Genomic DNA, 25,714 nt, shown 5'->3' on the forward strand with positions numbered 1-25,714 from the left:
TAAGTCCGGCAGAGACAAAAAAAGTTAACTGCTGCAGGAACAGTTAACTTCTGGGACTCTGTTGCCGGAAAGCCGGGGCTTTTAAAAAGGAGGCGTCTGGTTTTGACGGTTCATATTTTGCTTCTGCTTATCGTTTTTCTTAAACATATGCTGAATCCGTTCGATCGTTTGCGGAGCTGAGTCTAAAATCTTATCGATGACGTGCGTGTTTTCATCCAAATGCAGTACTTTAACGCCTGATGATCCGACAATCAAAAAAGCAATCGGCGTAATCGATACGCCTCCTCCGCTTCCCCCGCCAAACGGGAGCTTCGATTCTTTTCGTTCGCGGTCTCCATCGCTCGCTTTGGATTCGGCCGGTTTATTGCCGCCGAACTCGCTTCCGCCAGCCGCAAAGCCGAATCCCACTCTGGAGACGGTTAGGATGACGCTGCCGTCAGGTGTTTCCACAGGATCTCCGATAATGGTATTGACATCAATCATTTCTTTTAAGTTTTCCATTGCGGTTTTCATCAAACCTTGAATTGGATGTTCAGCCATATTCTATTCCTCCTATACTGATGAATCATTCTTTGTTGAACCTGACAGATTTTTTGGCAGCTTAAATAAGCCGCGCATTTTCCCTTTCCAGTTCACCACGATTCTGAAAGCTGCGGTTATAGCATGTCCAACCCGAAAATGGAATATACATGTCAGATGCGTTTTGGAGGAACGGCTGTTAAAGGCTGGAATCACCTCGTATTCCGGCTGGCTGTCAAAGCAAAAAAGCTGATGCAAGAGAGCCACCGTGCCGGCTTTCAGGGACCAGGCGCCGCCTGTGACAATCCCGGTTAAAGCCGCGTCAGGAAAGCCGAGGACAGAGGTCCATTCGAGCTTCGTGACGTGAATCCGCTTCATAAACCGGCGGATGATCGGCTGCATATTGATGATCTGTTCCACCAATTTTTTGATTTGCTTCGTACTATCGAACACTTCCCGATAGCCGATTTTTCTCCTCTTTTTATCTTTTTTCAGAGCCGAATTCGTCTGTTCTTTCACATCAACGGTCATATCCTCCTGGTTGATTTTAATCACCGGAATCTCCCTTTTAATGCGCAGAATGCCAAAAGCCGTCCGAACTTTGACGGTCAGCCGGTCGTCATCGTCTGTATGAAGATACTCGATCGCTACGCGGATTTTCATTATCATCAATGCTGCCAAAAGAATGAATACTCCCGCAATCCATATGTAAATCATGATTTCACTTCCTCTTATACTAAGCATTATAGGAAGAAAACTGGAAAAATAAACATAGCCGGAATTCCGCCGATACAAAGGAATAAAAAAACCCGGCAGTCTTCAGCCGGGTTTAAAACTCTCAGTCTTTTTTTCGATACAGTTTTTCATGGATAACCGCAGTGTCCGCAAAGAAATCGTGAATCCCTTGTTTCTTAGGCGAAAACGCTGCTACGAGATACGTAATATATAAACTGTTGATATAGCGGCCGATAAACTCCCTAAACAGGACCACATCCCATGTCAGCCCTTTTTCCGGGACAAGCGACACGACCTTCAGCCCGAATACCATCTTGCCCAACGTCTGTCCGAAATACTTCGTCATCAGGACAAAGTAAGCAAAAAATACTGCCGCCGTCACAAAAGAATAAAGCGAAAAGGTGAAAAACCCTGATTCTTTAGGGAGGTTCAGCAGGCTGAAAACGGGTGAAACCGCTAAGTTGTTGATGCTGCCGATAACAACCCCGTCAAGCAGAAAAGCAAACAGCCTGATCCAAAAACCGGCATAGGCATGCTCTACATGCGGGGCCGATTCTTCCCTGGAAACGCCGACATTCGGCGATAATTCATTATGATCCTTTCCATCATAAGTCACATCCATTTTTTCGGTCCCCTCCTATTTGGCATATAAATACATGAGTCTCGGTGCACCGGATTGAGAAATCGCTTCTTTAATGTTTAAGAAATCAGCTTCGCTTTTAAACATCTTATTTGCAGTCATTGAAAACAGCGAGGCAAGGCCGGCTGATTCTTCATAGCTGACAACAGATGCGCCGGCAAGGTTTTTGTGGTCCTTTTTCATCGCTTTGACCGCATCTTCATAATAGCCGAGCTCATCAATGAGATGGTTCTGTTTCGCCTGGCGGCCGTCATAGACACGTCCGTCGGCAATTTTTTTCACGTCATTTTCGGACATGCCGCGCCCTTCGGCAATAACATCTACAAACCCTTCGTACGCGTCATCGACCATTGACTGCATGATTTCTCTTTCTTTTTTCGTCATATCGCGCGTCGGTGACATGATATCTTTAAACTCACCGCTTTTAATCGTCTCCGTTTTTAATCCAAGCTTCTCTGCAAGCTTGCTGTAGTTAAGGCTTTCCATGATGACCCCGAGTGAACCCGTCAGCGTGTCAGGCGCTGCAAAGATTTTGTCGGCAGGCGTTGAAATGTAATAGCCGCCGGACGCAGCCATCGATCCCATTGATACGTAAATCGGTTTTTTCGTATCTTTTTTGATCTCTTCAAGCTTCTTATGTATCTCAGCGCTCTCGTATACTCCGCCACCCGGAGAATTGACGCGCAGAACAATGCCCTTTACGGCAGAATCGTCTTTTGCTTTTTCAAGCATTTGCAAAAACGATCTGTGGTTGTAGCCTTCAGAGCTGAACAGGCCTGAAGCGCCGCCATTGTCGGAAATCGTTCCGTTCACTTCAAGAACGGCGATTTTTCTTGAGCTGTTTCCTTGTTCAAGCACCGTTTCTTCCTGGGTGTCATTGAGGCCAAACTGCATCTTTCCGTCATTCCCCATCGTGTCAAATACTGCAAGCAAAAGGCTCATCACCGCAGATAACGCAAAAACGCCCAGCGCGATGACAAGTGCGATCCATCTTTTCGCATTCATTTTGTCTGTTCTCCTCCTTTGAATAAAAAAGCTGCATGTCTTAGTACGTATATGAAGAGAAAAAGTTCATTATGATGCCGCTTCATATACAAGAAGTTTTTGGACATGGTAAACTAAGGGTCACAGGTCATTTTAACATATATGTTAGATGGCAGAAAAATCTAAACTTAACAGACAAAGGGGAGAATGATTGTGACAGACCGCCGAAACATTTATTTCTTTTACAAAAAAAGCGAAGAAACCGACGAGCAGTGCAAAAAACTGAAACAGCTTGCCGAAGAACACGGATTTCGCGTCGTTCACCATCACAATGAAGCCAATATTATCGCAAGCATCGGCGGCGACGGGACATTTTTGCAGGCTGTTCGAAAGACGAACTTCAGGGATGACTGCCTGTACGTAGGCGTGGCCAAAAAGGGGAAAGCTCATTTGTATGCGGATTTTAATATATATGATACCGATAAAATGATTGAAGCGACAAACTCGGAGCAAATCGAGGTCAGAAAATATCCTCTGATCGATGTAACCGTTGACGGGACCAGCTTTCAATGTCTAAATGAAGTATCCATCCGTTCAAGCATTATTAAAACATTTGTAATGGACGTCTATATAGATGATCTTCATTTTGAAACATTCCGGGGGGACGGAATGATCGTGTCCACTCCGACCGGAAGCACCGCTTATAACAAATCGGTTGATGGGGCAATCGTTGATCCGCTGATTCCATGCATACAGGTGACAGAGCTCGCTTCATTGAACAACAACACATACAGAACCCTCGGCTCGCCGTTTATTTTAAGCGCGGATCGAAAGCTGACATTAAAAATCGTCCAGGACGGGAACGACTATCCGATCATCGGCCTTGATAACGAAGCCTTCAGTACGATGAATGTGAAAGAAGTCGAAGTCAGCCTCTCCGGCAAGATGATCAAAACCATTAAATTAAAAGATAATTCGTTCTGGGAAAAAGTAAGGCGCACATTTCTATAATTTTGAAAACCTTTTCATTAAAAAAGAGCAAGACGATCGTCTTGCTCTTTTTTGCGAATGCCTATAACGAAATTTTCACTTCCGCATTCATGCCGGGAAGCAATTTGGCGGACGGATTTTGAATCGAAATCTTGACTTGAACTTTCTCGGTGACTTTCGTATAGTCTCCGCTTTGGTTCATTTCCGGAAACATTGAAAATACCGAATCTGTCGCATATCCGATCTCTTCGACCTTCCCTTCAAACGTTGTATCAGGGTCCCCGTCGACTTTGATGTCCACTTTGTCGTCTTTTTCGATATCGCGTAATTCCGTTTCTTTAATATGAGCCGTAATATATATGTTATCCATATCGGCAGTTTGACCGATGACAACCCCCGCATTTACGATTTTATGATTGACGGCTGTATTTTTGACCAGTGTTCCGTCGGAAATGGCTTTGACAGCTACCGACTGCTGCCCGTCCGATATTTTTCCGAGGTTGTCGCCGTCTGATATATGGTCGCCTTCTTTTGCATCCCAGCCGCTTAATTTTCCGGAAGCAGGCGCCGTTATTTTTGTCATATTTGCGGAAACCCTTGCTTCATCCGTCGTGACATAATGTTTATTTTGATAATAGTAATATCCGCATACAGCGACAAGCGCTAAAGTTGCGATAATACCAATCATATTGATGATCATCAAACGTCCTTTACTCATGTTTATCCTATCTCCTTTTGTTGACTTGCTGAAGGGTCTGGCAGGCGAAGGCGCTTCTGAACGAGCGATCTTCCTTTTCCGGTCGCTGCCTTTCCAATTGAAGCCGCAAGCATGATGATGCTTAGCCAGAGCAGTATCGTAAACAAATCGTGATATGCGCCAAGGGCTGAAGCTTTTCTGGCATTTGCAACAATCGTATAGGCCGCCATGTTCTTCGCATCACCAACAGAAAGCCCGCTGCTGACAAAATCACGAATCATTTTTGACAATTCCAGCTGAATTTCAGGATCAGCTTCACTGATATGTCCTCTTATCATCTCGTAGTGCACCGCATTCTTCATTGAAGCAAACCAGCCGATCACCGGTGCAGCCCAGGCACCGGCGAAATTGCGGATAAAGTGAAGCGAAACCGAGCGTTTTGAAGCTTGGTGAATATCTCCGGCAAGCGCCGTGCCCAGCGCTCCCGATACCAATACCATGCTGACGCCGCTGCCCAGCAAAACAGCATGAAGATATAACGACTCCATCGAAACACCGGGTTGAACCGATCTCCATTCCATACCGACGATGATCATTTCCAAAGCGCCGATACAGCCGAGCAATCCGGCGCCAAAATGATCATACAAAAGCGTGCTGAGCACGGCAGTAGCTAAAATCCCTGCGAAAAAACACAAATAAAAGCGTGTCATGCTTTCAAAAGAAGCCTCTGCAATGTTTTCCAAAAATCCGTTTATCCCGGCAAGGGAAACAATGATTGCAATGTGTGAAGCAACGGCCATGACTGTCCCGGAAACAGCTTTTGCGGACCACAGTGAACGAAACGGCACAAGAGGTTCCCGGGCGCGCAAGTCTGTAATGACAAACAACGCCAAAATGATGAATCCGGCCAAAAAGAACGGCCACACATAAAAAGAATGAACACCCGTCTTCTGCAAATTGATAAGCGGCACCGTCAAAACAACCATGAGCAATGAGAGCATAAAAACGCCCGTCTTATCAATCGAATGATGCTCCCGCTCATCCGCTGCTTGTTTCGGCAAAGAAAAGAAGCCGATCACAAGGCAAAGGACAGGCGAACAAATATTTAATATAAACACCCAGCGCCATGCATCCGCGCTGAGTGACAGGGAACCAAAAACCGCTCCGATGGCAGAAGCGCCGAACAATCCGCTAATGACGAAAAACAAAAACAAATTGCGGACCTTGTTCGGAAACGAAATCAATTTGACAGGAAGAATCGTCAAAAATAACATTCCGGAGCATAATCCTTGTATCACCCTTCCGATAAGAAGCGAAAACAAGCCTGCTGAAAATGCGTCGATCAGCGAGCCGCATAAAAATAAGGTGATGAGTGTCAGGTAGCTGTTCCGAATGCCGAACCTCCTTGAAAATATACGTCCAAGCGGAACACCGAGAGCAAAAGCAAGATTTGTCAAAATGGACGGAATCCGCATATCGTCCGGTGACAAATGAAGTCCGTTTTGAATGACGACTTGACTGAGCGTATAGGAAAGATTAAGAAAATATTGCGGCCCAATGGCCAGTATCGTTAAAACCGAAATGATCAAATACTTCGGAATGCCGATTTTTTTAGAGCTCGGGATCGCCACATCAGATTGACTCATAAGCGCTCCTCCTTTAGTTATATATTTCATATTACAAGTTGTATTATGCAAGTTAAATTATACATCCTTCCCGCAATAATTCAACCGAAAGAAAAAGAAAAGGCTGATGATCGTCTGACCAACCAGCCTTTAGCCGCTTATTTGCTCCACTTTTTAAAATCCTGATTCAGTCTGATCAAGCGGGTTTCCAACGTGTTCAGTTCTTCTGTTGTCCAGTCTTGAAGAACCTCCGTGTATACATGATAGCGGGCCTTTTGCACTTTTTTCAGAGCATCAATGCCCTCCGAAGTCATCTCCACAAGGCTGATCCGGCCGTTGTTGGGATCAGGAAAACGTCTGATGAGCTTTTTCCGTTCCAAGGCTGAAACTTGTCTGCTTGCTGTCGACAGATTCAGCATTAAGGTTTCAGCCAGCGAGTTGATGGCGAGAGGACTTTGCTTATCAAGCTCGCTTAACAGCAGATATTCCGAGCGGTCCAGACTTCCAAAGCGCGGGCTGTAGGCCGTCGTCAGACGGACCAAAAGCGCGATTTCTTTCTCTATGTTTCGGAGTGAGTCATGACCCAACGGATATTCCCTCCTCTTTGTGTGGTTATTCAGCTTTCGTTTTAAGTGCGATTTCCCGTTGTCTTAGTTCAAAGCGCTTGATTTTCGCCGAAGGCGTTTTCGGCAGTTCTTCGATGAATTCTATCTCCCGGGGGTATTTATAAGGGGCCGTCATGGCTTTTACATGGTCTTGTAATTCCTTTGTCAGGTGTTCATTTCCGCGGGATGGGTCCTTTAAGACAACGTATGCTTTCACGATCGATCCCCTGATTTCATCAGGGCTTGCCACAACAGCACATTCTTTGACCTCAGGATGCTTGATCAGCGCATCTTCAACTTCAAACGGGCCGATTGTATATCCTGAGCTGATGATCACATCGTCATTGCGGCTTTCAAACCAAAAATAGCCGTCTTCATCCTTTCGCGCCTTATCCCCTGTTATAAAGTAATCCCCTCTTCTTTGTCGGAGCGTTCGTTCTTGATCTTTGTAATATTCTTTAAAAAGAGCCGGCGTGCTTAAGTGAACGGCAATATCGCCTGTTTCGCCCGGGGGACAGCTCTTTCCATTCCCGTCAATAATATCAACCAAGTTTCCAGGCGTCGGTTTTCCCATGCTTCCAGGCTTGATTTTCATACCTTTTAAAATCCCCACCAACAGCGTGCTCTCCGTTTGTCCGTATCCGTCCCGCACAGCAATATGAAAATGCTTTTTAAATGTATCGATGACTTCCCTGTTCAACGGCTCTCCGGCCGAAACAGCGCTGTGCAGAGAAGACAGGTCAAATCGGGACAAATCATTGACTTTCGCCATGAACCGGTACTCTGTCGGCGTACAGCACAGCACATTGACTTGATGGCGCTCAATCAGCCGCAAATACGTTTCCGGCGTGAATTTTCCATGATAGATAAAGCCGGTTGCACCGCTACCGAGCACTGCTAAAAACGGGCTCCATACCCATTTTTGCCAGCCCGGCCCTGCTGTCGCCCAGACGAGATCCCCTTCCGAAATGTCAAGCCATGCGGAAGCTGTCGTTCTTAAGTGAGCATAAGCCCAGCCGTGTGTATGTACAACCCCTTTTGGCTGACCGGTCGTGCCGGATGTGTAAGATAAAAATGCGATGTCATCGCGAGAGGTATCCGCCGCTTGAAAATCCGCTGCAATGGCCTGATTCATTTTTTCGAGCAGATTGATCCACCCTTCGCTGCTTTCTCCGACGGCAAATAACGACAGTGCCTCTTTTGAACGAACATCTAGAAAAGCATCAAGAAATGCTGAATATACGACGGCTCCTTTGACGCCTGCATGCTTGATCCTGTAATCCAAGTCTTTCGCCCGAAGCATTTCGGAACATGGGATGACCACCATTCCAGCTTTTAAAATGGCCATGTACACGGCATACGTTTCCGGTATCCGCGGCATCATCACGATAAGCTTGTCACCTTTTTTCAGTCCAGAACGGGTCAATATGCTGCCGATTTTGTAAGCCTTTTCAATCAATTTTTCATAGGACCATGACACTTGACGCCCTGATTCATCTTCCCAGATCAATGCGGTCTTATCGCGGGAAGATTTAAATTTTTCAATTTCATCAACCGCATTATACTTCTCCGGCGCAATCAAATCTTCTCTTCTCAACCCTTCCATCTCCTTGTCTTGTGCCATCTTTTTATTATACATAATCCTTTCATACAATTGTATTCCGAAATGCCTATTTTGCAGAACATAAAAAAGAGTGGGGATTAAACCCCACCCATTATCCATTGCTTTTTAATTTTAATTATTGTTGTGTTCCACCCATTTGCTGTTGAGCGAAAGAAACTAAACGCTTAGTGATTTCTCCTCCAACTGAACCGTTTGCACGAGAAGTAGTTTCTGCTCCAAGGTTAACGCCAAATTCAGAAGCGATTTCGAATTTCATTTGGTCGATAGCTTGAGCAGCACCAGGAACCAATAGTTGGTTAGAACTGCTTTGTCTGTTGTTTTGAGCCATGTGTTCTCACCTCCTTGTGAGTATAGATTGTGTAAAAACACATGACTTCATACAAAGAATGTTTGGTAATTGTATGCAAAAACAGACAAAGATGTTTGATTGAATATTCCTTTAGAAAAAATCCGCAAATTGATCTTTCGTTTCCGCTTTGCTGCTCAAAACAATCGTTTCCGTGTTTTCCACAGCTTCGTTGATAAGCGGTTCGAAATCTGTGTAGCTTTCAAAGTGTTCGATTTTCTCTTTTTTCGGACGCGTTTTCGGCGCAGAAGGCGTAAAGATCGTGCAGCAGTCTTCGTACGGACGTATGCTGATATCGTACGTATCGATTTCCTTCGCTTTTTCGATGATTTCCGTCTTATCCATGCCGATTAAAGGGCGCAAAACCGGCGTGCTCGTGACCGCGTTGATGGCATACATGCTTTCAAGCGTCTGGCTTGCCACCTGGCCGAGGCTTTCCCCTGTAAAGATCGCAAGCGCGTTATGGCGTTCGCGCAGTTTGTCGGCGATCTGGAGCATCAGCCTTCTGGTCGCCGTCATGGAATAGTTCTCGGGAATCTGCTTTTGAATGAGCTCTTGAGTTTTTGTAAACGGAACGATATGAAGCTTGATGTCTCCGCCAAAAGCCGTAAGCCGCTTAGTAAGATCGATCACTTTTTGCTTGGCCCGCTCGCTTGTATATGGCGGGCTGAAAAAGTGAACGGCTTCGATCTCAAGTCCGCGCTTCATGGCATAGAACCCGGCAACAGGGCTGTCGATTCCGCCGGATATCATAAGCATCGCTTTTCCTCCGCTTCCGACCGGCAGTCCGCCCGCACCTTTTTCATCCCGGAATGTCAAATACGTGGCATCTTCCCGAATTTCGATACGCAAATGGATGTCCGGGGAGTGGACGTCAACGGTAAGATCGTCGGTGTTGCGCAAAATGTGTCCTCCGATCTCGGCATTCATCTCATTTGTATTTAATTCAAACTGCTTATAAGCCCTTTTCGTCGATACTTTAAAGGTATCCCCGGGCTTGTATTGTTCTTGAACAGAAGCGAGCGCCGTCTCTTTAATGCTTTCCAGATCTGTCCGGCACTTCACGGCAAGACTGAACGATTGGATGCCGAAAACGTGTTTCAGACGAGCCATTACAGCTTCAGCGTCTTCTCCGTTTAATACGAGAGTCATTCTGTCGCGTGTTGATTCATAACGGACGTTGCGGAAATCGCGCAAGACCATTTTGATATTTCTTTTCAGGCGATCGACAAAAAGCTTTCTATTCTTTCCTTTTGTTGAAATTTCGCCAAATCTGATTAAAATGTAGTCCTCATTCATTGTGCCTCTACCTCATAATTCCTTTTAGTTTGTGTAAACTTTCTTTTAAGGCCGTCATAAACGGGCCGACAATCTCATGATTATCCCGGTACGTCATGCTGATTCTGATGCTGCTTGAGGCCGCACCTTCACCTTTTCCCATTTCTAAAAGCACCTTGCTCGGCTTATGCTGTTTTGAAGAGCATGCTGATGTCGTCGATACGAAAATATCCCGCTCCTCTAGCATATGCAAAAGGACCTCAGCCTTCAATCCCGGAACGGAAAAATTGATGATATGCGGCGCGCTGTTTTCTTCCGGCGTATTTAATATAACACCTTTCAGCTCTTTTAGCTCCTTGATAAAAGCTGATTTTGCCGCCTTTATTTCTTCTATATAATGGTTATAATCCTGTTTTGACAAATTGATCGCTTTTGCAAGTGTAACGGCGCCGGCGGTATTTTCAGTTCCAGCACGCCTGTTGTTCTGCTGTTCTCCTCCGGAAATCAAAGGAAAAAGCGAGATCCGTTCGTTTAGAATGAGGGCTCCTGTTCCCTTTAAGCCGTGAAATTTGTGACCCGAGATTGTACAAAGGTCAATGGCTGCCCCGGAGATGTCCAGCGGAACCTTGTTGATGCCCTGAACATGATCAACGTGAAAGTATGCCCTTGTGTTTTCTTTTACGATTTTCCCGATTTCTTCCAGAGGCTGGATGACGCCTGTTTCATTGTTGACGTGCATGATGCTTACAAGAATCGTGTCTTTGCGGAGCGCTTGTTTCAAGTCTTCAAGAGAAACAAAGCCATGGCCGTCGACAGGAAGATATGTAACCTCAAAGCCGAAGGCCGTCTTCAGCTGCTCCAAGGATTCCGTCACAGACGGGTGTTCAATGGAGGAAGCAATGATATGCTTTCCTTTTTGCGCATGTGCCAAAGCAATGCCTTTAAGCGCCATGTTATTGGCTTCTGAAGCGCCGGACGTAAACACGATATCATGATTTTTTAGCGAAAGCGCCGATTTAATCTGTTTCCGCGCTTCAGAAAGCAATTGATCCGCTTCAACGCCGTGGCGGTGCAGAGACGACGGGTTGCCGAAGAAGCGCTGATTTACTTGTTCATAAATTTGTAATAATTCAGGATATGGTTTTGTTGTTGAACTATTATCAAGATAAATCATGATCTACTCCTTTAAAATGAACGTTCTTTTTCATGACTGTATATGTTATCATATCAACTTGTAATTGAAAATTAAAAATAAATGTTTGACTTCTCTGATTTTTAAAATATAATAGTCTTTGGACTTTTGTCATATTATATCACGAAAATAAATTGACAGAAAATTTAAACAAAATGCCAGGAGGTTCTTTTTAATGAAAACTTCACTATCCGCTAAGGAAACGACGGCGATTGGGCTTATGCTGTTCGCCCTCTTTTTCGGAGCGGGAAATATGATTTTTCCTCCCCAGCTTGGTCAAGCTGCCGGAGAGAATATTTGGCCGGCTATCATCGGATTCTTGCTGACGGGCGTTGGTCTTCCTCTGCTCGGCGTCATCGCGGTTGCTTTAAAAGGGAGTGCAAAAGGCCTAGCTGACAAAGCCCACCCGGTCTTCGGCACGATATTAATCGTCAGCATTTATTTAACGATCGGACCTTTATTTGCCATTCCGAGGACGGGAAACGTTTCATACGTCATAGCGGTTGAGCCGTTTTTAGGAAAACATTCGTCAAGTCTTTATCTGTTCATCTTTACCCTGATCTTTTTCGGGATCACTTATTTCTTGGCGTTAAACCCAAGCAAGCTTGTTGACCGCATCGGTAAAATTTTAACACCGATATTATTGACTGTAATCGCAATCTTAGTCATCAAAGCGTTTATCACCCCGATGGGCAGCATCGGGTCTGTGACAGAGGCTTACCAATCCGCACCGCTGTTTGTCGGATTTTTAGAAGGGTATAAAACGATGGATGCGATCGCTTCAATTGTTTTTGGAATTGTCGTCATTACGGCAATTAAAGACCGCGGAGTCACAAATCCAAAGTCAATCGCCGCTTCATGCATCAAAGCGGGGATAGTCGCTGCAGTCGGTCTCGGACTCGTTTACGTTTCACTCGCTTATTTAGGGGCGACAAGCGTTGAAACCGTCGGTTCGCTCGACAACGGCGGCGAAATATTGTCCAAAGCTTCCGCATATTTGTTCGGCTCGCTTGGAAATGCCGTGCTCGGCATCGCGATCTTGTTCGCCTGCCTGACGACAAGCGTAGGACTTGTTTCTTCTTGCGGAGAGTATTTTTCAAATCTGATTCCGAAGCTCTCTTACAAAGCAGTTGTCATCATTGTGACGCTTTTCAGCCTTGTGATTGCCAATTTCGGACTGACAGAAATCATCTCGTTTTCAGTACCGATTCTGTCTGCGATTTATCCGCTTGCGATCGTCGTCGTTTTGCTCTCATTCATTGATAAGCTGTTTAATGAACGGCGCGAGGTCTATATCGGCACCCTTATCCCGACAGGAATTCTGAGCATCATCGACGGATTAAACGCGGCGAAAATCCCGCTGGGGCCGGTTAACGATATCTTAAAAGCGAACATCCCGCTGTTCAGCATGGGTGTCGGCTGGGTCGTTCCGGCTGTTATCGGCGCAGTGATCGGTTACATTGTGACATTTTTTATCGCTTTGCCGGAGGACAAATTAAAGAACGTCAGCTGACCTTTGCAAAAAACAGCTCTGTTTAAAACAGGGCTGTTTTTTTATCTTTCATTTCTTTAGACAAAAAACCCGGCACACATCTTTGGAGAGACCCAAATAAATGAGACAAGGAAAAAACACCCCCTGAATCGTATTAATACAATATGATTCTTAGGAGGGTGTTTTTCTATGGGCACAAGAGTACATTACGCAGAAGAAGTAAAATGGGAAGTAATTAAAATGAAACAAGCTGGAATGACAAACAAAGAAATAATGGAACAACTGGGGATAAAAAATAAGACTCAAATTAAAACATGGATGCGATGGTACAAAACAGGCCAAACCTATCGATTTTCGCAACAAGTTGGAAAACAATATTCCTACGGTAAAGAATCGGAGGAAATGAGTGAGCTAGAAGAATTAAAACTAAAGAATAAACAGCTAGAGGCTCAATTGGCAATTATAAAAAAGTACCAGGAGATCGAAAGGAGTTGGAGCCACGAGTCATTGTCCAAGTTGTAGAAGAACTCTCAGCCACTTTTAAAATAATTGATATTCTTGGAGTATTAGGCATACCTAAGTCAACATATTACCGTTGGAAAAAGAAGTATAAAAAAGTTGAGCTAACTTCATTAGAAGAGCTAGTAATCAAGCTGTGTAAGAAAAACTTCTATCACTATGGTCATCGTAAAATTAAATCCATCTTAAACAGAAAGTATGGGATAAATGTAAACCGCAAAACTGTACAAAAAATTATGCAAAAGTTTGAGATTCAGTGTCAAGTTAAGAAGAAGCGACAAAAGTACATTTGTGGTGAGAGTAATATTATTGTGCCGAACACTCTCAATCGTAATTTTAAAGCAAGCCGATTAAATGAAAAATGGGTAACCGACATTACCTACTTACCTTATGGCTCGACTATGTTATATTTATCAACGATTATGGACTTATATAACAACGAAATAGTGGCTTACAAAATAGGTACGAGCCAAGATATTAACCTAGTATTAGACACATTGAGGGAAGCTGTAGAATTACGTAAACCAGTAGGGTTACTTCTTCATAGCGACCAGGGATCTGTCTATACTTCACATGCATATCAGAATTTGGCCAAAGAAAAAGGCATTACCACAAGCATGTCTCGAAAAGGAAACTGCCATGATAATGCCGTCATTGAATCCTTTCACTCCTCGCTAAAGTCGGAAGGATTTAACGCTCAAAGTAGAGCATCTATATCCAATTCTAAAGTAGTACAAATTGTAAATCAATACATGTATCGATATAATCATGTACGAATTCAGGCAAAATTAAACTACCTGTCCCCACTGGAATACAGGGGACAGGCAGCATAGGTGTTTTTTCTAAGTCTCATTTTAACGGGTCAGTTCATCTTTACATGCCGGGTTTTTGCTTTATTCAGGCTGCTTCGCGTCCGCTTCAAGCCGGGCCACTGCTCCAGGCGACGCTTTTTCCACCGCTCTGGCGGCTATGTCGTAAGCCTCTTCATACTGATATGCGTAAAAACAGTTTTCTGCTTCTTTCAGCTGTTCGGAAAGGATACGGTCCTGGCTTCTGAAGCGGTTGCCATATTGAATGATGCGTTCGATCAGCAAAACCAGTTCAACCAGTTCGTCCGTCTTTGTTTTCACTTCCGTGACAAGCTGTTCCGCCTCTTGAAGACGTTCGTTCACCGCATCCATGTTCAGCGGCAGCTCATTCAACTGTTCTGTCACTTTCTGCACAGTCGTCTGCGACTGTCGGATCTTTTCGGTTATGGCCTCCGGGATGCCTGGAACATTGCTTTTCTCCAGGCTGCGCGCCGTATCCTTGATTGTCTGCTTCAATTGCTTGAGAAGCTCTCTTGCCTGAAGCTCTTCTTTTCTCAGCATTTGCAGCATGTCCCTGTATTCGTCATGCTCCCGTTGCGCGGCTTCCATCTGCTTTTCGATATCGGCAAGCTCTTCTTTTAACAGCGAGTAGGCGACATGTTTCTGATCAAGCCTTTCTCTCACTTGTTCGAACTGCTTTTCGATCATTTCAAGGCGCTTTTCATATGACTGCTGCTTCTCCAGTTCGCCGGTAGTCAGTCTGTAGCCTTTCTTGACGAGCTCGGTTTCAGCTTCGGTATCCTTTTTGGAGGCTTCAAGCTTTTCCAATGCAGCGGCAAGCTCAGGCACTTTGCCCAAAATTTCCTGCCCTGCTTCGACTTCATGCTCGAGCTGGTTATACAGCGTCTGGATCGTTTCATCAATGATCTGCACGATTGCGGCGGCTTCCTCTAAATCAAGCTCGTCCAAAAGCGCATCTTCAGCGCGCTTCAATTCTTTCAAAAGGTTTTCGAGCTCCTTCTCCACTTGAATATGATCGAGCTTATACCCTTTATCGATCATTTCCTGATAGCCGGCTTTCAATTTTGCGATTTCCTGCGGAACTGTCTGCTTGCAGCTGGCAAGCAGTTTCGGCACATCGTCTATGTATGATTGAAGCTCTTCAAGCAAACGGTCTTGGGCAAGCAGCACCTTTCTGGCTTCTATGTAATTTCCGCCTTCTGTTTCCTCTTCAAACTGTTTAATGCCTTCCCACACGGTATCGAGGTCGGCTTCAATTTTCGCATAGAGGTCTCCGTACAGGTGGCTGTATGCCAAAAGGTTTTTCCGCACTTTTGTATAACGTTCTTTTACCTCTTCGATTTCTTTGCGGTTCTGCTCTTCGCTTGAGACAAGATCGGCGATTTCCTTTAAGATGTCTTCAATGTTGGACTCAGCCGCTGATAAAAGATTCTCAATATGCGCGAGCACCTGTTTCGATTTTTGAAAACGGTATTTGTCGGCGCAATCCTCGGCTTCAAACAGAAGCTCTTCGACTTTGGGCATATGCGAGGTGACGATTTCATCCCATTCCCGGCGCCATCTTTCAAAGAATTCCTCAGTCTGCCCCGTCATTTTCAGATGCTTGATTTTTGACATCTCTTCCACAATCGAACGGTTCATGATTTCGATTTTCCAAGCTTCTAAACGGTCGATCTCTTTATATATATTTTTTCTGAATAAGTAGCCCGTAGCGAATAAGATTAAAAATAACGCCAGTAAGCCAATGACAAACTCCATAATGAGCCCCCTTGCTGTTTATCTTGTTCTGTCAGGGTATGATATTTGAAATTGTTATGTAAAAATGAAGTTAAACTATCGTTTTCATTGTTCTTATGATACCATGTAACCAACATTTTTTGAGCAGAATTTTTAATTTTTTTACATCAAAGTGACAACATCTGACTATTTTTTTACGGGGTGACATCATGCTGAAACGAGACGGTCATGTTCATTCTCCCTTTTGTCCGCACGGATCAAAAGACGAATTCAGATATTATATAGAAGAATTGTGCAAAAAAGGCTTCCAATCCGTATCCTTTACTGAGCACGCGCCGCTTCCGCCTTCATTTATTGATCCGACTCCGGAGAAAGACAGCGCCATGCCGATCTCCCAGCTGGGCCGCTATATTGAACGGCTGACCGAACTGAAGGAAGAATACAGAGGACAGCTTGACATTTTGATCGGTCTTGAAGTCGATTATATCCGCGCCTTTGAACATGAAACGAAAGCTTTTCTCGATCAGTACGGCACACATCTTGACGACAGCATCCTGTCCGTTCATTTTTTGCCGGCTGGATCTTCATACATCTGTCTTGACTACGATGAAAAAGCGTTTCAGCAGCTGATCGACTGCTACGGCAGCACAGAGCAGGTTTATCTCGCCTATTATGACGAAATCTATTCTTCCATTGTATCACCGTTGGGAGCATTTAAGCCAAAACGAATCGGCCACATCACGCTTGCGAAAAAATTTGTGAAGCTGTTTCCGTATACGATGTCGGAAAGCGTTAGAAAATCGGTCTCCTCCTGTCTGGATGAAGCCGCAAAACGCGGACTTGAACTTGACTTTAATACGGCCGGCCTCCGCAAGCCTTATGCAGGCAACGTCTATATGGAAGAATGGATGATAAAAGAAGCGGAACAAAAAAACATCCCGCTTGTCTTTGGGTCTGACGCCCACCAAGCAGAGGATGCCGGATTTGGTTACGAACATTTTGAGAGCCGCTTTGTTAAATAACGGCGGCTTGCCGACGCTCTCTGTACAACAGACTGAGAAGCCATGTTTTGACTTCCTTGTAATACGCCTGATAAAAGTACGGCTCGTGCGGCTGTACATAAAGCACTTCTGAAATATATTGAGGCTGCAGATAAGGCATCATTAAAAGCGACTTCAGCTGAATCATAAAATGGGAAAGGGGAAAACGGGAAAATTCGTTGTCCTCATTTCCCTTTTCAATGATCAGATGGAGAATGTACTTTTCTTTCGTTAAATATGTCGACATCACTTCACGATTCAGTGTGGAATCAATCGTGACTTCGCGATAGACAAACCGAGTTAATTGACGATGTTCATGCTGATACGATAGAATATCAAAAACCAATTGAAGAAGGCAATCCGTTGCACCTGCATCCTGAAGGCGTTCATGGCCCTTTTCAAGGATTCTTAAATAGCCTTCATAAAAACGGGATACTAAATGCTCCATTAACCCGCCTTTTCCATTAAAATAATAGGAGATGTGGGCGACATTGACATTGGCTGCTCGGGCAATTTCGCGGACTGATGTTCCTGAAAAACCTTTTTGGTTGAACAGTTCCACGGCAGATTCGATGATCCTGTCCTTCGTGGTTGGAGTAGCGTTTGATCCCATCTTGTTTCACCCCTTCTTACTTAAAACAATTCCACTTCAAGCGGAGTTGTTCCTGTAAAAAGCGCTCGACAAATAGCATCACGGCAAGCGCGTTTTTGCCATTTCAAAGAAAAAGCGAGGGAAATATAATGTTTCATGTCGAAAAAACAGAAGGCAGTAAAGAAAAAAAATACGAGCTTCTCCTCAAACAGATCGATGCGCTGACAGAAGGCGAACCTGATATGATCGCCAATACAGCAAACGCTTCCGCTCTTTTGTATCAATCATTGGAAGACGTCAACTGGGCGGGCTTTTATTTTGCCAAAGACGGTGAGCTTGTGCTCGGGCCGTTCCAGGGACTTCCTGCATGCGTAAGAATCCCGTTCGGGAAAGGCGTCTGCGGCACCGCTTATACAAACGGCCGGGTCGAGCGCGTTGAAGATGTGAACGCATTCCCCGGACACATTGCGTGTGATGCAGCGTCCCAATCCGAAATCGTAGTTCCGCTTGAAGTTGACGGGAGCATCATCGGAGTGCTCGATATCGACAGCCCGATTAAAAACCGCTTCGATGAAACTGATGAGTATTATTTGAAAAAGTTCACGGAGAAGCTTGGAGAGCGTTTAAGCGAAAAGAGCCGGTAATTCCGGCTCTTTTTTAATGTGTCATAAACTTGTTTTTCCCGTTCCGCTTTGCATTGTACAGCGCGACATCCGCTTCTTTAAAAAGGTCGGATAAAGATTTCGGACGATCCTGAGACCAATGGGATACCCCGCACGAAATCGTCACCGTCGGATCCGTACATTCCCTGACAAGCATTATGAGCCTTTCGGCAAGCATTTCACCGGCGTTCAGCCTTGCTTTCGGCAAGTATACCGCAAGCTCTTCTCCTCCCCACCTTGCTGCGACATCCTGATCGCGGATGTTTCGCTGGATCACCCGGGCGACTTGTATAAGAATATCATCGCCTTTCTGATGGCCGTACGTATCGTTAATCTGTTTAAAATCATCGATATCGATCAATACGAGGACGCCGCTCTCGTCCAATTTCATACTGTACCCGATTTTCTCATCGAGATGGCTTCTCGAGTAGAGCTCTGTCAAACGGTCTGTCTGAACAAGATACTTCAGCCGGTCGCGCAGCATCAAATTCGATACGGCGAGCGTGGAATGCCTGATCAGCGTCTGAAACAGCTTAAACATCTCAAACGAAAAGGAGCAGACGTTTTTTTTCAACACGATGACAAACCCTTTGTTTTCATTATTTTCCAGCATCGGAACGCCCATTAATGAAGCATATCCTTCATTCCCAAAAAGCGAAGAACCGTTTCCGACAAACACCCCGTTTTCCTCTGATATCTTCTCTTTGACATAGCGGATGTATGGAAGGGCCTCATCCGTCTGAAAAAAACTAGTGCTTTCCGGCAGCAGGGTTTCCTTTCCTAAGTGATTTTTATAAAAAAAGCCCACCTCTTCGGCGCCGAATGAACTGATCAGCCTTTCGGACAAGCTCTTCATCATATCCGGAAGGCGTTTCGTCCGGTTCAGCTGATGCGATGTTTCATTAATCAGCTCCAAATTTGAAATCATATTCTGCGACTGTTCGTAAAGCCGTGAATTTTCAAATGCTTTCCCTGCCGCATTCGAAATAATGCATATATCCGCTGCCGTATCGGCAGCGCCTGGTCCAAAGGCTTTCAAAACGCCGTACGTTCCCTGCCGGCCTTTAATCGGAATGTATACTTCCGCTTCATTTTTGCTCTTCTCCTGTCCTGATAAGTATGCCTCCAAGGCAAAAGAATCGGTCGATTCGCTTTGCACATCCAACTCTATCGCAGGGAGGTTGATGTATTGATCCTCATCGTATGACAAGAAAAGACAATACGTTAAAAAAGGAAACACACTCCTTAAGCTTTCGAGCATTGTCTTCAGCACCTGCTCCTGATCCATCAGCTCATGCAGCAGCTCCGTCTTTTCATAAATCTTTGTTTTCTTAAGCTCATCACGAAATAATGCGTCAAGCTCCAGACAATGCACCAAAAACAGATGAATGGATTCCGCGAGACGTTCTGGTAATTTATGTTTCTTTTGACATGAAAGTTCTATATATTTGCTGTTTTCTTCTATTGTTATAATGGTATGATAATCGCTCACTCGTCTGATCGGATCACCGTCGCCTCTCGATCCCTGCAGTCTTGAAGAAGGCTGCACTGTTAGAGATATAAACGAAAAAAATGACTCTGCTGCCGCTTTTAGCCAGGCAACAGAGTCGTCGTACGAGACGGCCGGCTTTTTTAAAAAAAATTGAAACAGCTTTTGATGAAAAGTCAGATATAGGTCTTCAGTTTGTTTATTCATGGTCATCACCTTAAAAAATCCGTTTTTTGTATTTTATTTTCCTGATTATATCACAAAAACAGGACTATATACTTATAAACAGTCCGTTCCTTTCGGGACGATCCATGAATGGTTGACTTTGCCCGGCGGACATTATATAATCTTCTTTGTGTGAAATAATGCAGCCTTTTTGTTCTGCTTCTATGTTTCATTTTGTTCCTTATTTATTAAGGTGTATCGTGTAACTCTTTGCTGCTGGAGCGAGGATACATGAAAACAAAATGGACATGGCTGAATTGAACAGATGGGTTTTATTTTCACAAAAATAAAACCAAAGGAGGAGTCACATTATGGCTCGCTATACAGGTCCAAGCTGGAAATTATCCCGCCGTTTAGGCATCTCTTTAAGCGGTACGGGTAAAGAATTAGAAAAACGTCCTTACGCACCAGGTCCTCACGGTCCGGGACAGCGTAAAAAACTATCAGAATATGGTTTGCAATTGCAAGAAAAGCAAAAGCTTCGCCATATGTACGGTGTGAACGAACGCCAATTCCGCAACCTTTTTGACAAAGCTGCGAAAATGGCCGGTAAACACGGTGAAAACTTCATGATTCTTCTTGAGTCACGTCTTGACAACATCGTTTACCGTCTTGGCCTGGCGCGCACTCGCCGCCAAGCACGCCAATTGGTAAACCACGGTCACGTTCTTGTTGACGGAAGCCGCGTTGACATTCCGTCTTACCAAGTTAAACCTGGCCAAACGATTTCACTTCGTGAAAAATCTCAAAACCTTTCTGTCGTTAAAGAAGCGGTTGAAGTGAACAACTTTGTTCCTGAATACCTGACTTTTGACGCTGAAAAGCTTGAAGGTTCACTAACTCGCCTTCCAGAGCGTTCTGAGCTTCCTGCTGAGATTAACGAAGCGCTGATCGTTGAGTTCTACTCTCGTTAATAGAAAATGCTCTTTAAAGAGCATGGGCAAAAACCCTAGAATTGTTGACATCCCAACGATTCTAGGGTTTTTTGTTTACTCCCCGTTGATTCTGGCTGCTGATAGATCTGATGATTCACTTTCAAATGATATCTGTGATCACATTCATCCTGGTTCGAAATTCGCCCGCCGGAATAAAACAGACCCGCCTCATAAGAGTAAGGTACCTTCTCACAAGCAAACATCTCCTTTTCTCCTTTAAACATCTTCGGTAAAATTAAATCGTTGGTTAGACAATTGAAAGCGGAGGAGTGGCCGACAAATGCTTTTGTTTTTTGCTAAGTTTGTCTTGTTCTACGTATTCTGTTCAGTTGCATTCGCCCTTTTCAAAGTCATGTACTACAATATCAGCAAAAAATGGGTTACAAAGACGGCGGAGGGCACTAAACTGAATTGGGCTTTGAATGTCTTTCTTAAACACGGCAAGAAAATGGACAGCAACGACTGCTTTGTTATGGGGGTTTTAGCGGGATGGTGTGCGATTTATTTATAAAAAGCTTCCGAAAAAGGACCGAGATCCGTGTCGCGATGCAGCCACAACTGAACTTCAGCGACTGCTTTTATTTAGTCTCGCCGATTTGACTGTTCTCCGGTATCACCATACGATCCTCAATCGCTGCTGAGAGTGATACCGCCAAACACTCTTCGGTATTGCTGGCACATTGAACAAAGCTCCGATGATATTATTGAAGGGTTGCTCAATAAAATCAAAAATTCAGGTCTGCTTCAGTATATAAAAAAACCCCAATCGCCAGATGATTTTCTAACAATTGGGGGCCAATTTACGATACATTTACTTTTGGATTTGGTCCATATTGATTTTCTTTTGCTTCGCCAGCCTGACAGTAAAAAATAAGCAGAATGACAGCACCGATAATCGGCAAAAAGCCAATTAAAATCCACCAGCCGCTTCTCCCGGTATCATGCAGCCTGCGGACATTGACAGCCAAAGAAGGCACCAAAACAGCCAACTGATAAATAAAGATGAGAATGTATCCGAGGAACCCCCCGCCATACCCAATAATATATCCTACTTGATATCTGTCATATCCTTCTGCTGTCATGATTCCTGAAATAAATAAACTTACTACCATTAATGATAAGATAAATAATATAAAGCATATGATGCCGTTAAATACATGAAACAACCAGTATTCCTTTCGTCTTGCTCTCCCTTCAAAATTCGCATAATTCTTCAAGCCTCTCCAATACCACTTCATACAATTTCCTCCACTGCCAAATCTATAAATTTGCGAAAAACATATGAATTATACCATAAAATATCATTTTCGACCATTTACTTGAAGGGATGTTTTGATGCCTGTTCGGAAAGAACATTTTTTCTATGGGCTTTGAGCTTACATTCATATCATAGGAAAAACAATATACCGTTTCCATTTAACCATTGCTTCTGTATAATATGAATCATTCATTTCGCCTCCGTAGCTCTAGAAGGGAAGAGCGCCGTAAAACACTGTAGGAACGGGTCGCAAGGCAAGGGTTTCAGAAGCACCGAAAAGCAAATAGCTGAGACAGGTGGAATTCCTGTCGGTGAAAGTCCGTAGGGAAGCGTGTTCTCCCCTAGCCTATGCTTACGGAAGGAGTGCGGGTTCGAATCCCGCCGGAGGCATTGATTACATCTCTGGTCTCGAAGAAGAATTAAAAAACAGACAGAAGTTCACTGTCTGTTTTTTACGGCTTTGACCTGTCATATATTAAAATGTGTAAGATTCGCCGTCATCCGGCACAAGTACGCGCGAGGACATTCCTTTTTCCTGAATGAAGCTCTTCAATTCTTTTCGTGATAAAGTCCAATGGTTGACAGCCTCCATATGACTGGAAATGATTGTGGCCTTAGGTGCAGCTTGATAGACTTCAGCAATATCCTCTTTTCCCATCACAAGAGACCCTCCTTCAAAGAACTGATTGTCTCCTCCGTTAACGACTATGACGTCCGGCTGATGCGCAGCGATTTCTTCCCGGACACCTTCATACCAAACTGTATCCCCTGCCACATACAGCGTTTTCTCCTTTGAGTGTTTGAAGACAACGCCGCACACTTCTCCGGCAAGCTTTAATATCTCTCCCCTCCCATGCTCGCCTTTTGTTTTGATTAATTGAATCCCCTCAAACACCGTATCTTTTGTTAAGACCTCTATATTTTGAAAACCGGCTTTTCTCACTTCCTCAGCATCTGCTTCATTTTGGACAAACAGTTTGATTTCTTTCGGAAGCAGATCTTTGGCAGCATCGTCAAAATGATCTAAATGCAGATGAGTGACGATGACTGCGTCTGTATTCTTGACGAGCTCGTCGGTTGGCACAGGCAGGCTGACCAAAGGGTTGTTTTGCTCTTGTCTTGCTGAGTTCGGGAAAGGAGGGTAAGCGCCTTTTTCAGCCAGCATCGGATCTATTAAAAATGTTTTGCCCGCATATTTGACGGCCAATGTTGCATTTCGAATTTGTTGAATATTCATAGTTATCATGCCTTTCCTTTCATTTACGATTAGTTTATACTATGACCGATCAACATTTAAATAGATAAAATCAAGTCTTTACAGCGTTTGACTTGATTTTTGAAAAACGTTCATTTGAGAGGATTTGATGAAATGCTGGATCATACAGACAAGCAAATCATAGAGGAATTATCAAAAAACAGCCGGATGACCATGAAGGAATTAGGAGAGAAAGTTCATTTGACAGGCCAGGCGGCTTCAGCAAGGGTTGCTAAATTAGAGGATCAAGGAGTGATTGAAGGTTATACCATACAAGTGAATCAAGTGAAACTCGGGTGTTTTATTCACGCTTTTATCAATATCTATACAAAAAGCACTTATCATAAGCCTTATCTTTCATTTATTAAAGCACAGCAGAAATACATCATTCATAACTATAAAATCAGCGGAGACGGCTGTTATCTTCTTGAATGCAAGTTTCCGTCAAATCAACAGTTGGACCAATTTTTAATAGACTTAAACCATCATGCAAATTATAAACTGTCGATCGTTATCAATAAAACGGGTGGGTAAAGAGACTGCCGGCCGTTTTATTGATAAAAAAGAGGGCCTCTAAAGACCCTCTACTTCAGCCGCTTTGCTGCATTTTCCGTCTGATTCAATTGATTGTATCCGTCAGCCGACTGCTGCACCTCTTGTTTTCGTTCCGTTTCCAGCTGCTTGTGGTAATCTTCCATAAATTTCTCTTTGGCTGCAATGAACAGGTTCATGCTACATTCCTCCCTCTTCAACGATGGAAACGCTCTACCTATTACATCTATATTTTTGACATTTCCTGAATGAACATACATGAAACATGTTGACACAAAAAAACCCTTGCCGTTTGGCAAGAGTTTTTTTGATTACTTATAAGTCAGCAGGAAGTATTTCTTTTTACCGCGGCGAATGACGGTAAACTGTCCTTCGATGCGGTCGTCGGCGGTGAGGACGTCCGCAACATCGGTGCGGCGCTCGCCGTTAACGTATACCGCGCCATTCGTGATATCTTCGCGCGCCTGCCGTTTAGACGGAGACAGCTTTGATTGGACGAGTATTTCAACAAGAGGAAGTTCATCCGCTTTCTCGACCTCCAGGGAAGGAACCCCTTTAAAGCCGACTTTTACTTCTTCAGCTGTCAATTGTTTGATATCTCCGCTGAACAGTGCTTTTGAGATGTTGACGGCCTGCTCAAACGCTTCACGGCCGTGTACAAGAACGGTCACTTCTTCGGCGAGGCGCTTTTGCGCTTCGCGTTTTTCAGGCGCCGTCTCTGTTTTTTCAGCGAGATCTTCAATTTCTTCTTTTGATAAGAAAGTGAAGTATTTTAAGTATTTCACGACATCCCTGTCGTCGGTATTGATCCAGAACTGATAAAACTCATACGCCGACGTTTTCTCTTTATCAAGCCAGATCGCGCCGCCTTCCGTTTTTCCGAACTTCGTGCCGTCTGCTTTTGTCACAAGCGGAATCGTCAATCCGAAAGCTTTTGCATTCTCTTCGGATTTGCGGATGAGTTCGAGACCTGATGTGATGTTGCCCCACTGGTCGCTTCCGCCGATCTGAAGCTTGCATTCCTGGTTTCTGTACAAATTCAAGAAATCGAGAGACTGCAGGATCATGTAGCTGAATTCAGTATAAGATATGCCTGTCTCGATTCTGGAGCTTACCGTATCCTTGGCAAGCATGTAATTGATTCCGAAGTTTTTGCCGACATCGCGCAGGAAATCAATGACGTTCATTTTGCCGATCCAGTCATAGTTGTTCGCCATGATCGCCGGGTTCTCTTCAGCTTCAAAATCAAGGAAACGCGAAAGCTGGTTTTTGATTTTCTGCGACCATTCGCGGACGATTTCTTCATTGTTCAGCGTGCGCTCCGCTTTCTTTCCGCTCGGATCGCCGATAAGGCCCGTCGCCCCGCCTACGAGCGCAATCGGACGATGTCCGGCCAGCTGGAAGCGGCGAAGCATTAAAATCGGCAGCAGGTGGCCGATATGCAGACTGTCAGCTGTCGGATCAAATCCGGAGTATAAGCTGATTTTCTCTTTATCGAGCAGTTCTCTCAAGCCTGCTTCATCGGTTTGCTGCTGAATCAGTCCCCTGAAGGACAAATCATCAAGTATGTGTGTCATCATCAATTAGCTCCTTTTTTCCAAAATAAAACGCCCCTTCGCAAAAACGAAGGGACGATAAAAATCGCGGTACCACCCTGCTTAAAAGAACGCATGGCCGCGCTCTTTTCACTCTCGTTGATAACGGAAAAGCTTCCGTTCTTCTGCTACAGAAAGCCCGGAAGGCTTTTTTCGCAAAAGCGGTTCATGAGTGTAATTCAAACCATCCATATGTGCTGATTTTCACCGGCCATCAGCTCTCTAAGACAGGGAAGGATGCGTTCTACTGATCTCAGTCTTCACCTTTTGAATATTCGACTAAATCTTTTTTAACATA

26 protein-coding genes and 1 other annotated feature are annotated in these 25,714 nt (G+C 44.4%); of the genes, 8 read left to right on the forward strand and 18 right to left on the reverse strand.

Annotated features, from left to right (window positions below):
* Positions 1-81: 81 nt before the first annotated feature.
* The 4 genes from ytfJ to sppA all read right to left on the reverse strand — a co-directional run bounded on the left by ytfJ (position 82) and on the right by sppA (position 2,899).
* Positions 82-540: a GerW family sporulation protein gene (ytfJ, locus tag TRNA_RS36785; protein WP_003184377.1), complete on the reverse strand. Its 459-nt coding sequence runs from the start codon at positions 538-540 to the stop codon at positions 82-84.
* 12 nt (positions 541-552) lie between these two features.
* Positions 553-1,236 carry a DUF2953 domain-containing protein gene (locus TRNA_RS36790; RefSeq protein ID WP_003184379.1) on the reverse strand — a complete coding sequence of 228 codons (684 nt, stop codon included), beginning with the start codon at positions 1,234-1,236 and terminating at the stop codon, positions 553-555.
* 121 nt (positions 1,237-1,357) lie between these two features.
* Positions 1,358-1,876 (reverse strand): RDD family protein, encoded by a 519-nt coding sequence (locus TRNA_RS36795; RefSeq protein WP_003184381.1) that lies wholly within the window; start codon positions 1,874-1,876, stop codon positions 1,358-1,360.
* A gap of 15 nt (positions 1,877-1,891) precedes the next feature.
* Positions 1,892-2,899, reverse strand: coding sequence for a signal peptide peptidase SppA (gene sppA, locus TRNA_RS36800; RefSeq protein ID WP_003184383.1), 1,008 nt, complete (start codon positions 2,897-2,899; stop codon positions 1,892-1,894).
* Between the two features lie 192 nt (positions 2,900-3,091).
* Between sppA and TRNA_RS36805 the strand changes: the two genes are divergently transcribed.
* Positions 3,092-3,889, forward strand: a complete 798-nt coding sequence (locus tag TRNA_RS36805) for an NAD kinase (RefSeq protein ID WP_009329373.1) — start codon at positions 3,092-3,094, stop codon at positions 3,887-3,889.
* A 61-nt stretch (positions 3,890-3,950) separates the two neighbouring features.
* Here TRNA_RS36805 and TRNA_RS36810 read toward each other — a convergent pair whose 3' ends face one another.
* From TRNA_RS36810 to TRNA_RS36840, 7 genes are all read right to left on the reverse strand, one after another.
* A complete protein-coding gene (locus TRNA_RS36810) occupies positions 3,951-4,586 on the reverse strand; it encodes an HlyD family secretion protein (protein ID WP_003184388.1) in 636 nt (211 codons plus the stop codon).
* A 2-nt stretch (positions 4,587-4,588) separates the two neighbouring features.
* Positions 4,589-6,211 (reverse strand): MFS transporter, encoded by a 1,623-nt coding sequence (locus TRNA_RS36815; protein ID WP_009329374.1) that lies wholly within the window; start codon positions 6,209-6,211, stop codon positions 4,589-4,591.
* Between the two features lie 137 nt (positions 6,212-6,348).
* A complete protein-coding gene (locus TRNA_RS36820) occupies positions 6,349-6,777 on the reverse strand; it encodes a MarR family winged helix-turn-helix transcriptional regulator (protein ID WP_009329375.1) in 429 nt (142 codons plus the stop codon).
* 25 nt (positions 6,778-6,802) lie between these two features.
* Positions 6,803-8,401, reverse strand: coding sequence for an acyl-CoA synthetase MbcS (gene mbcS, locus TRNA_RS36825; protein WP_031314684.1), 1,599 nt, complete (start codon positions 8,399-8,401; stop codon positions 6,803-6,805).
* 133 nt (positions 8,402-8,534) lie between these two features.
* The gene (locus TRNA_RS36830) at positions 8,535-8,747 is read right to left on the reverse strand and encodes an alpha/beta-type small acid-soluble spore protein (RefSeq protein ID WP_003184396.1); all 213 of its coding nucleotides are present in this window, start codon (positions 8,745-8,747) and stop codon (positions 8,535-8,537) included.
* Positions 8,748-8,858: 111 nt separating this feature from the next.
* Positions 8,859-10,064: a tRNA uracil 4-sulfurtransferase ThiI gene (gene thiI, locus TRNA_RS36835; protein ID WP_003184398.1), complete on the reverse strand. Its 1,206-nt coding sequence runs from the start codon at positions 10,062-10,064 to the stop codon at positions 8,859-8,861.
* Between the two features lie 7 nt (positions 10,065-10,071).
* The gene (locus tag TRNA_RS36840) at positions 10,072-11,217 is read right to left on the reverse strand and encodes a cysteine desulfurase family protein (protein WP_003184401.1); all 1,146 of its coding nucleotides are present in this window, start codon (positions 11,215-11,217) and stop codon (positions 10,072-10,074) included.
* 193 nt (positions 11,218-11,410) lie between these two features.
* On the opposite strand from TRNA_RS36840, the gene brnQ reads away from it, so the two are divergent.
* The gene (gene brnQ, locus TRNA_RS36845) at positions 11,411-12,748 is read left to right on the forward strand and encodes a branched-chain amino acid transport system II carrier protein (RefSeq protein WP_009329377.1); all 1,338 of its coding nucleotides are present in this window, start codon (positions 11,411-11,413) and stop codon (positions 12,746-12,748) included.
* A gap of 168 nt (positions 12,749-12,916) precedes the next feature.
* Positions 12,917-14,079 (forward strand): IS3 family transposase gene (locus TRNA_RS36855; protein ID WP_085959889.1). Its coding sequence is split into 2 segments (ribosomal slippage): positions 12,917-13,193 and positions 13,193-14,079, totalling 1,164 coding nucleotides; the frame shifts between segments, so codons are not numbered across the junction.
* A 60-nt stretch (positions 14,080-14,139) separates the two neighbouring features.
* Here TRNA_RS36855 and ezrA read toward each other — a convergent pair.
* Positions 14,140-15,834, reverse strand: coding sequence for a septation ring formation regulator EzrA (gene ezrA / locus TRNA_RS36860; protein ID WP_003184408.1), 1,695 nt, complete (start codon positions 15,832-15,834; stop codon positions 14,140-14,142).
* A 188-nt stretch (positions 15,835-16,022) separates the two neighbouring features.
* Between ezrA and hisJ the strand changes: the two genes are divergently transcribed.
* Positions 16,023-16,835, forward strand: a complete 813-nt coding sequence (gene hisJ / locus TRNA_RS36865; protein WP_003184409.1) for a histidinol-phosphatase HisJ — start codon at positions 16,023-16,025, stop codon at positions 16,833-16,835.
* Here hisJ and refZ read toward each other — a convergent pair.
* Positions 16,828-17,466, reverse strand: a complete 639-nt coding sequence (refZ, locus tag TRNA_RS36870) for a forespore capture DNA-binding protein RefZ (protein WP_003184411.1) — start codon at positions 17,464-17,466, stop codon at positions 16,828-16,830. The genes hisJ and refZ overlap by 8 nt on opposite strands.
* 128 nt (positions 17,467-17,594) lie before the next feature.
* On the opposite strand from refZ, the gene TRNA_RS36875 reads away from it, so the two are divergent.
* Positions 17,595-18,089 carry a GAF domain-containing protein gene (locus TRNA_RS36875; RefSeq protein WP_003184413.1) on the forward strand — a complete coding sequence of 165 codons (495 nt, stop codon included), beginning with the start codon at positions 17,595-17,597 and terminating at the stop codon, positions 18,087-18,089.
* A 13-nt stretch (positions 18,090-18,102) separates the two neighbouring features.
* On the opposite strand, the gene TRNA_RS36880 is transcribed toward TRNA_RS36875, so the two are convergent.
* Positions 18,103-19,803, reverse strand: a complete 1,701-nt coding sequence (locus TRNA_RS36880; RefSeq protein WP_009329378.1) for a sensor domain-containing diguanylate cyclase — start codon at positions 19,801-19,803, stop codon at positions 18,103-18,105.
* Positions 19,804-20,132: 329 nt separating this feature from the next.
* Between TRNA_RS36880 and rpsD the strand changes: the two genes are divergently transcribed.
* Together rpsD and TRNA_RS36895 are read left to right on the forward strand one after the other, a co-directional pair.
* On the forward strand, positions 20,133-20,735 hold the full coding sequence (gene rpsD / locus TRNA_RS36885) for a 30S ribosomal protein S4 (protein WP_003184416.1): 603 nt from the start codon (positions 20,133-20,135) through the stop codon (positions 20,733-20,735).
* 301 nt (positions 20,736-21,036) lie between these two features.
* Complete coding sequence (locus TRNA_RS36895) at positions 21,037-21,267, forward strand: hypothetical protein (RefSeq protein ID WP_003184419.1); 231 nt, start codon at positions 21,037-21,039, stop codon at positions 21,265-21,267.
* Positions 21,268-21,556: 289 nt separating this feature from the next.
* Here TRNA_RS36895 and TRNA_RS36900 read toward each other — a convergent pair whose 3' ends face one another.
* Positions 21,557-21,994: a DUF805 domain-containing protein gene (locus tag TRNA_RS36900; RefSeq protein ID WP_003184421.1), complete on the reverse strand. Its 438-nt coding sequence runs from the start codon at positions 21,992-21,994 to the stop codon at positions 21,557-21,559.
* A 495-nt stretch (positions 21,995-22,489) separates the two neighbouring features.
* Complete coding sequence (locus TRNA_RS36905) at positions 22,490-23,251, reverse strand: MBL fold metallo-hydrolase (protein ID WP_009329379.1); 762 nt, start codon at positions 23,249-23,251, stop codon at positions 22,490-22,492.
* A gap of 132 nt (positions 23,252-23,383) precedes the next feature.
* Here TRNA_RS36905 and TRNA_RS36910 point away from each other — a divergent pair, with 132 nt between their 5' ends.
* The gene (locus tag TRNA_RS36910) at positions 23,384-23,803 is read left to right on the forward strand and encodes an Lrp/AsnC family transcriptional regulator (RefSeq protein WP_009329380.1); all 420 of its coding nucleotides are present in this window, start codon (positions 23,384-23,386) and stop codon (positions 23,801-23,803) included.
* Between the two features lie 50 nt (positions 23,804-23,853).
* On the opposite strand, the gene TRNA_RS43930 is transcribed toward TRNA_RS36910, so the two are convergent.
* Positions 23,854-24,000 carry a hypothetical protein gene (locus TRNA_RS43930; protein WP_003184427.1) on the reverse strand — a complete coding sequence of 49 codons (147 nt, stop codon included), beginning with the start codon at positions 23,998-24,000 and terminating at the stop codon, positions 23,854-23,856.
* A gap of 132 nt (positions 24,001-24,132) precedes the next feature.
* The gene (gene tyrS / locus TRNA_RS36915) at positions 24,133-25,398 is read right to left on the reverse strand and encodes a tyrosine--tRNA ligase (RefSeq protein ID WP_025806244.1); all 1,266 of its coding nucleotides are present in this window, start codon (positions 25,396-25,398) and stop codon (positions 24,133-24,135) included.
* Positions 25,399-25,445: 47 nt separating this feature from the next.
* Positions 25,446-25,686 (reverse strand) — a binding site (T-box leader).
* Positions 25,687-25,714: the final 28 nt, after the last annotated feature.

It is taken from the genome of Bacillus licheniformis DSM 13 = ATCC 14580 (assembly GCF_000011645.1).
GTDB lineage: Bacteria > Bacillota > Bacilli > Bacillales > Bacillaceae > Bacillus > Bacillus licheniformis.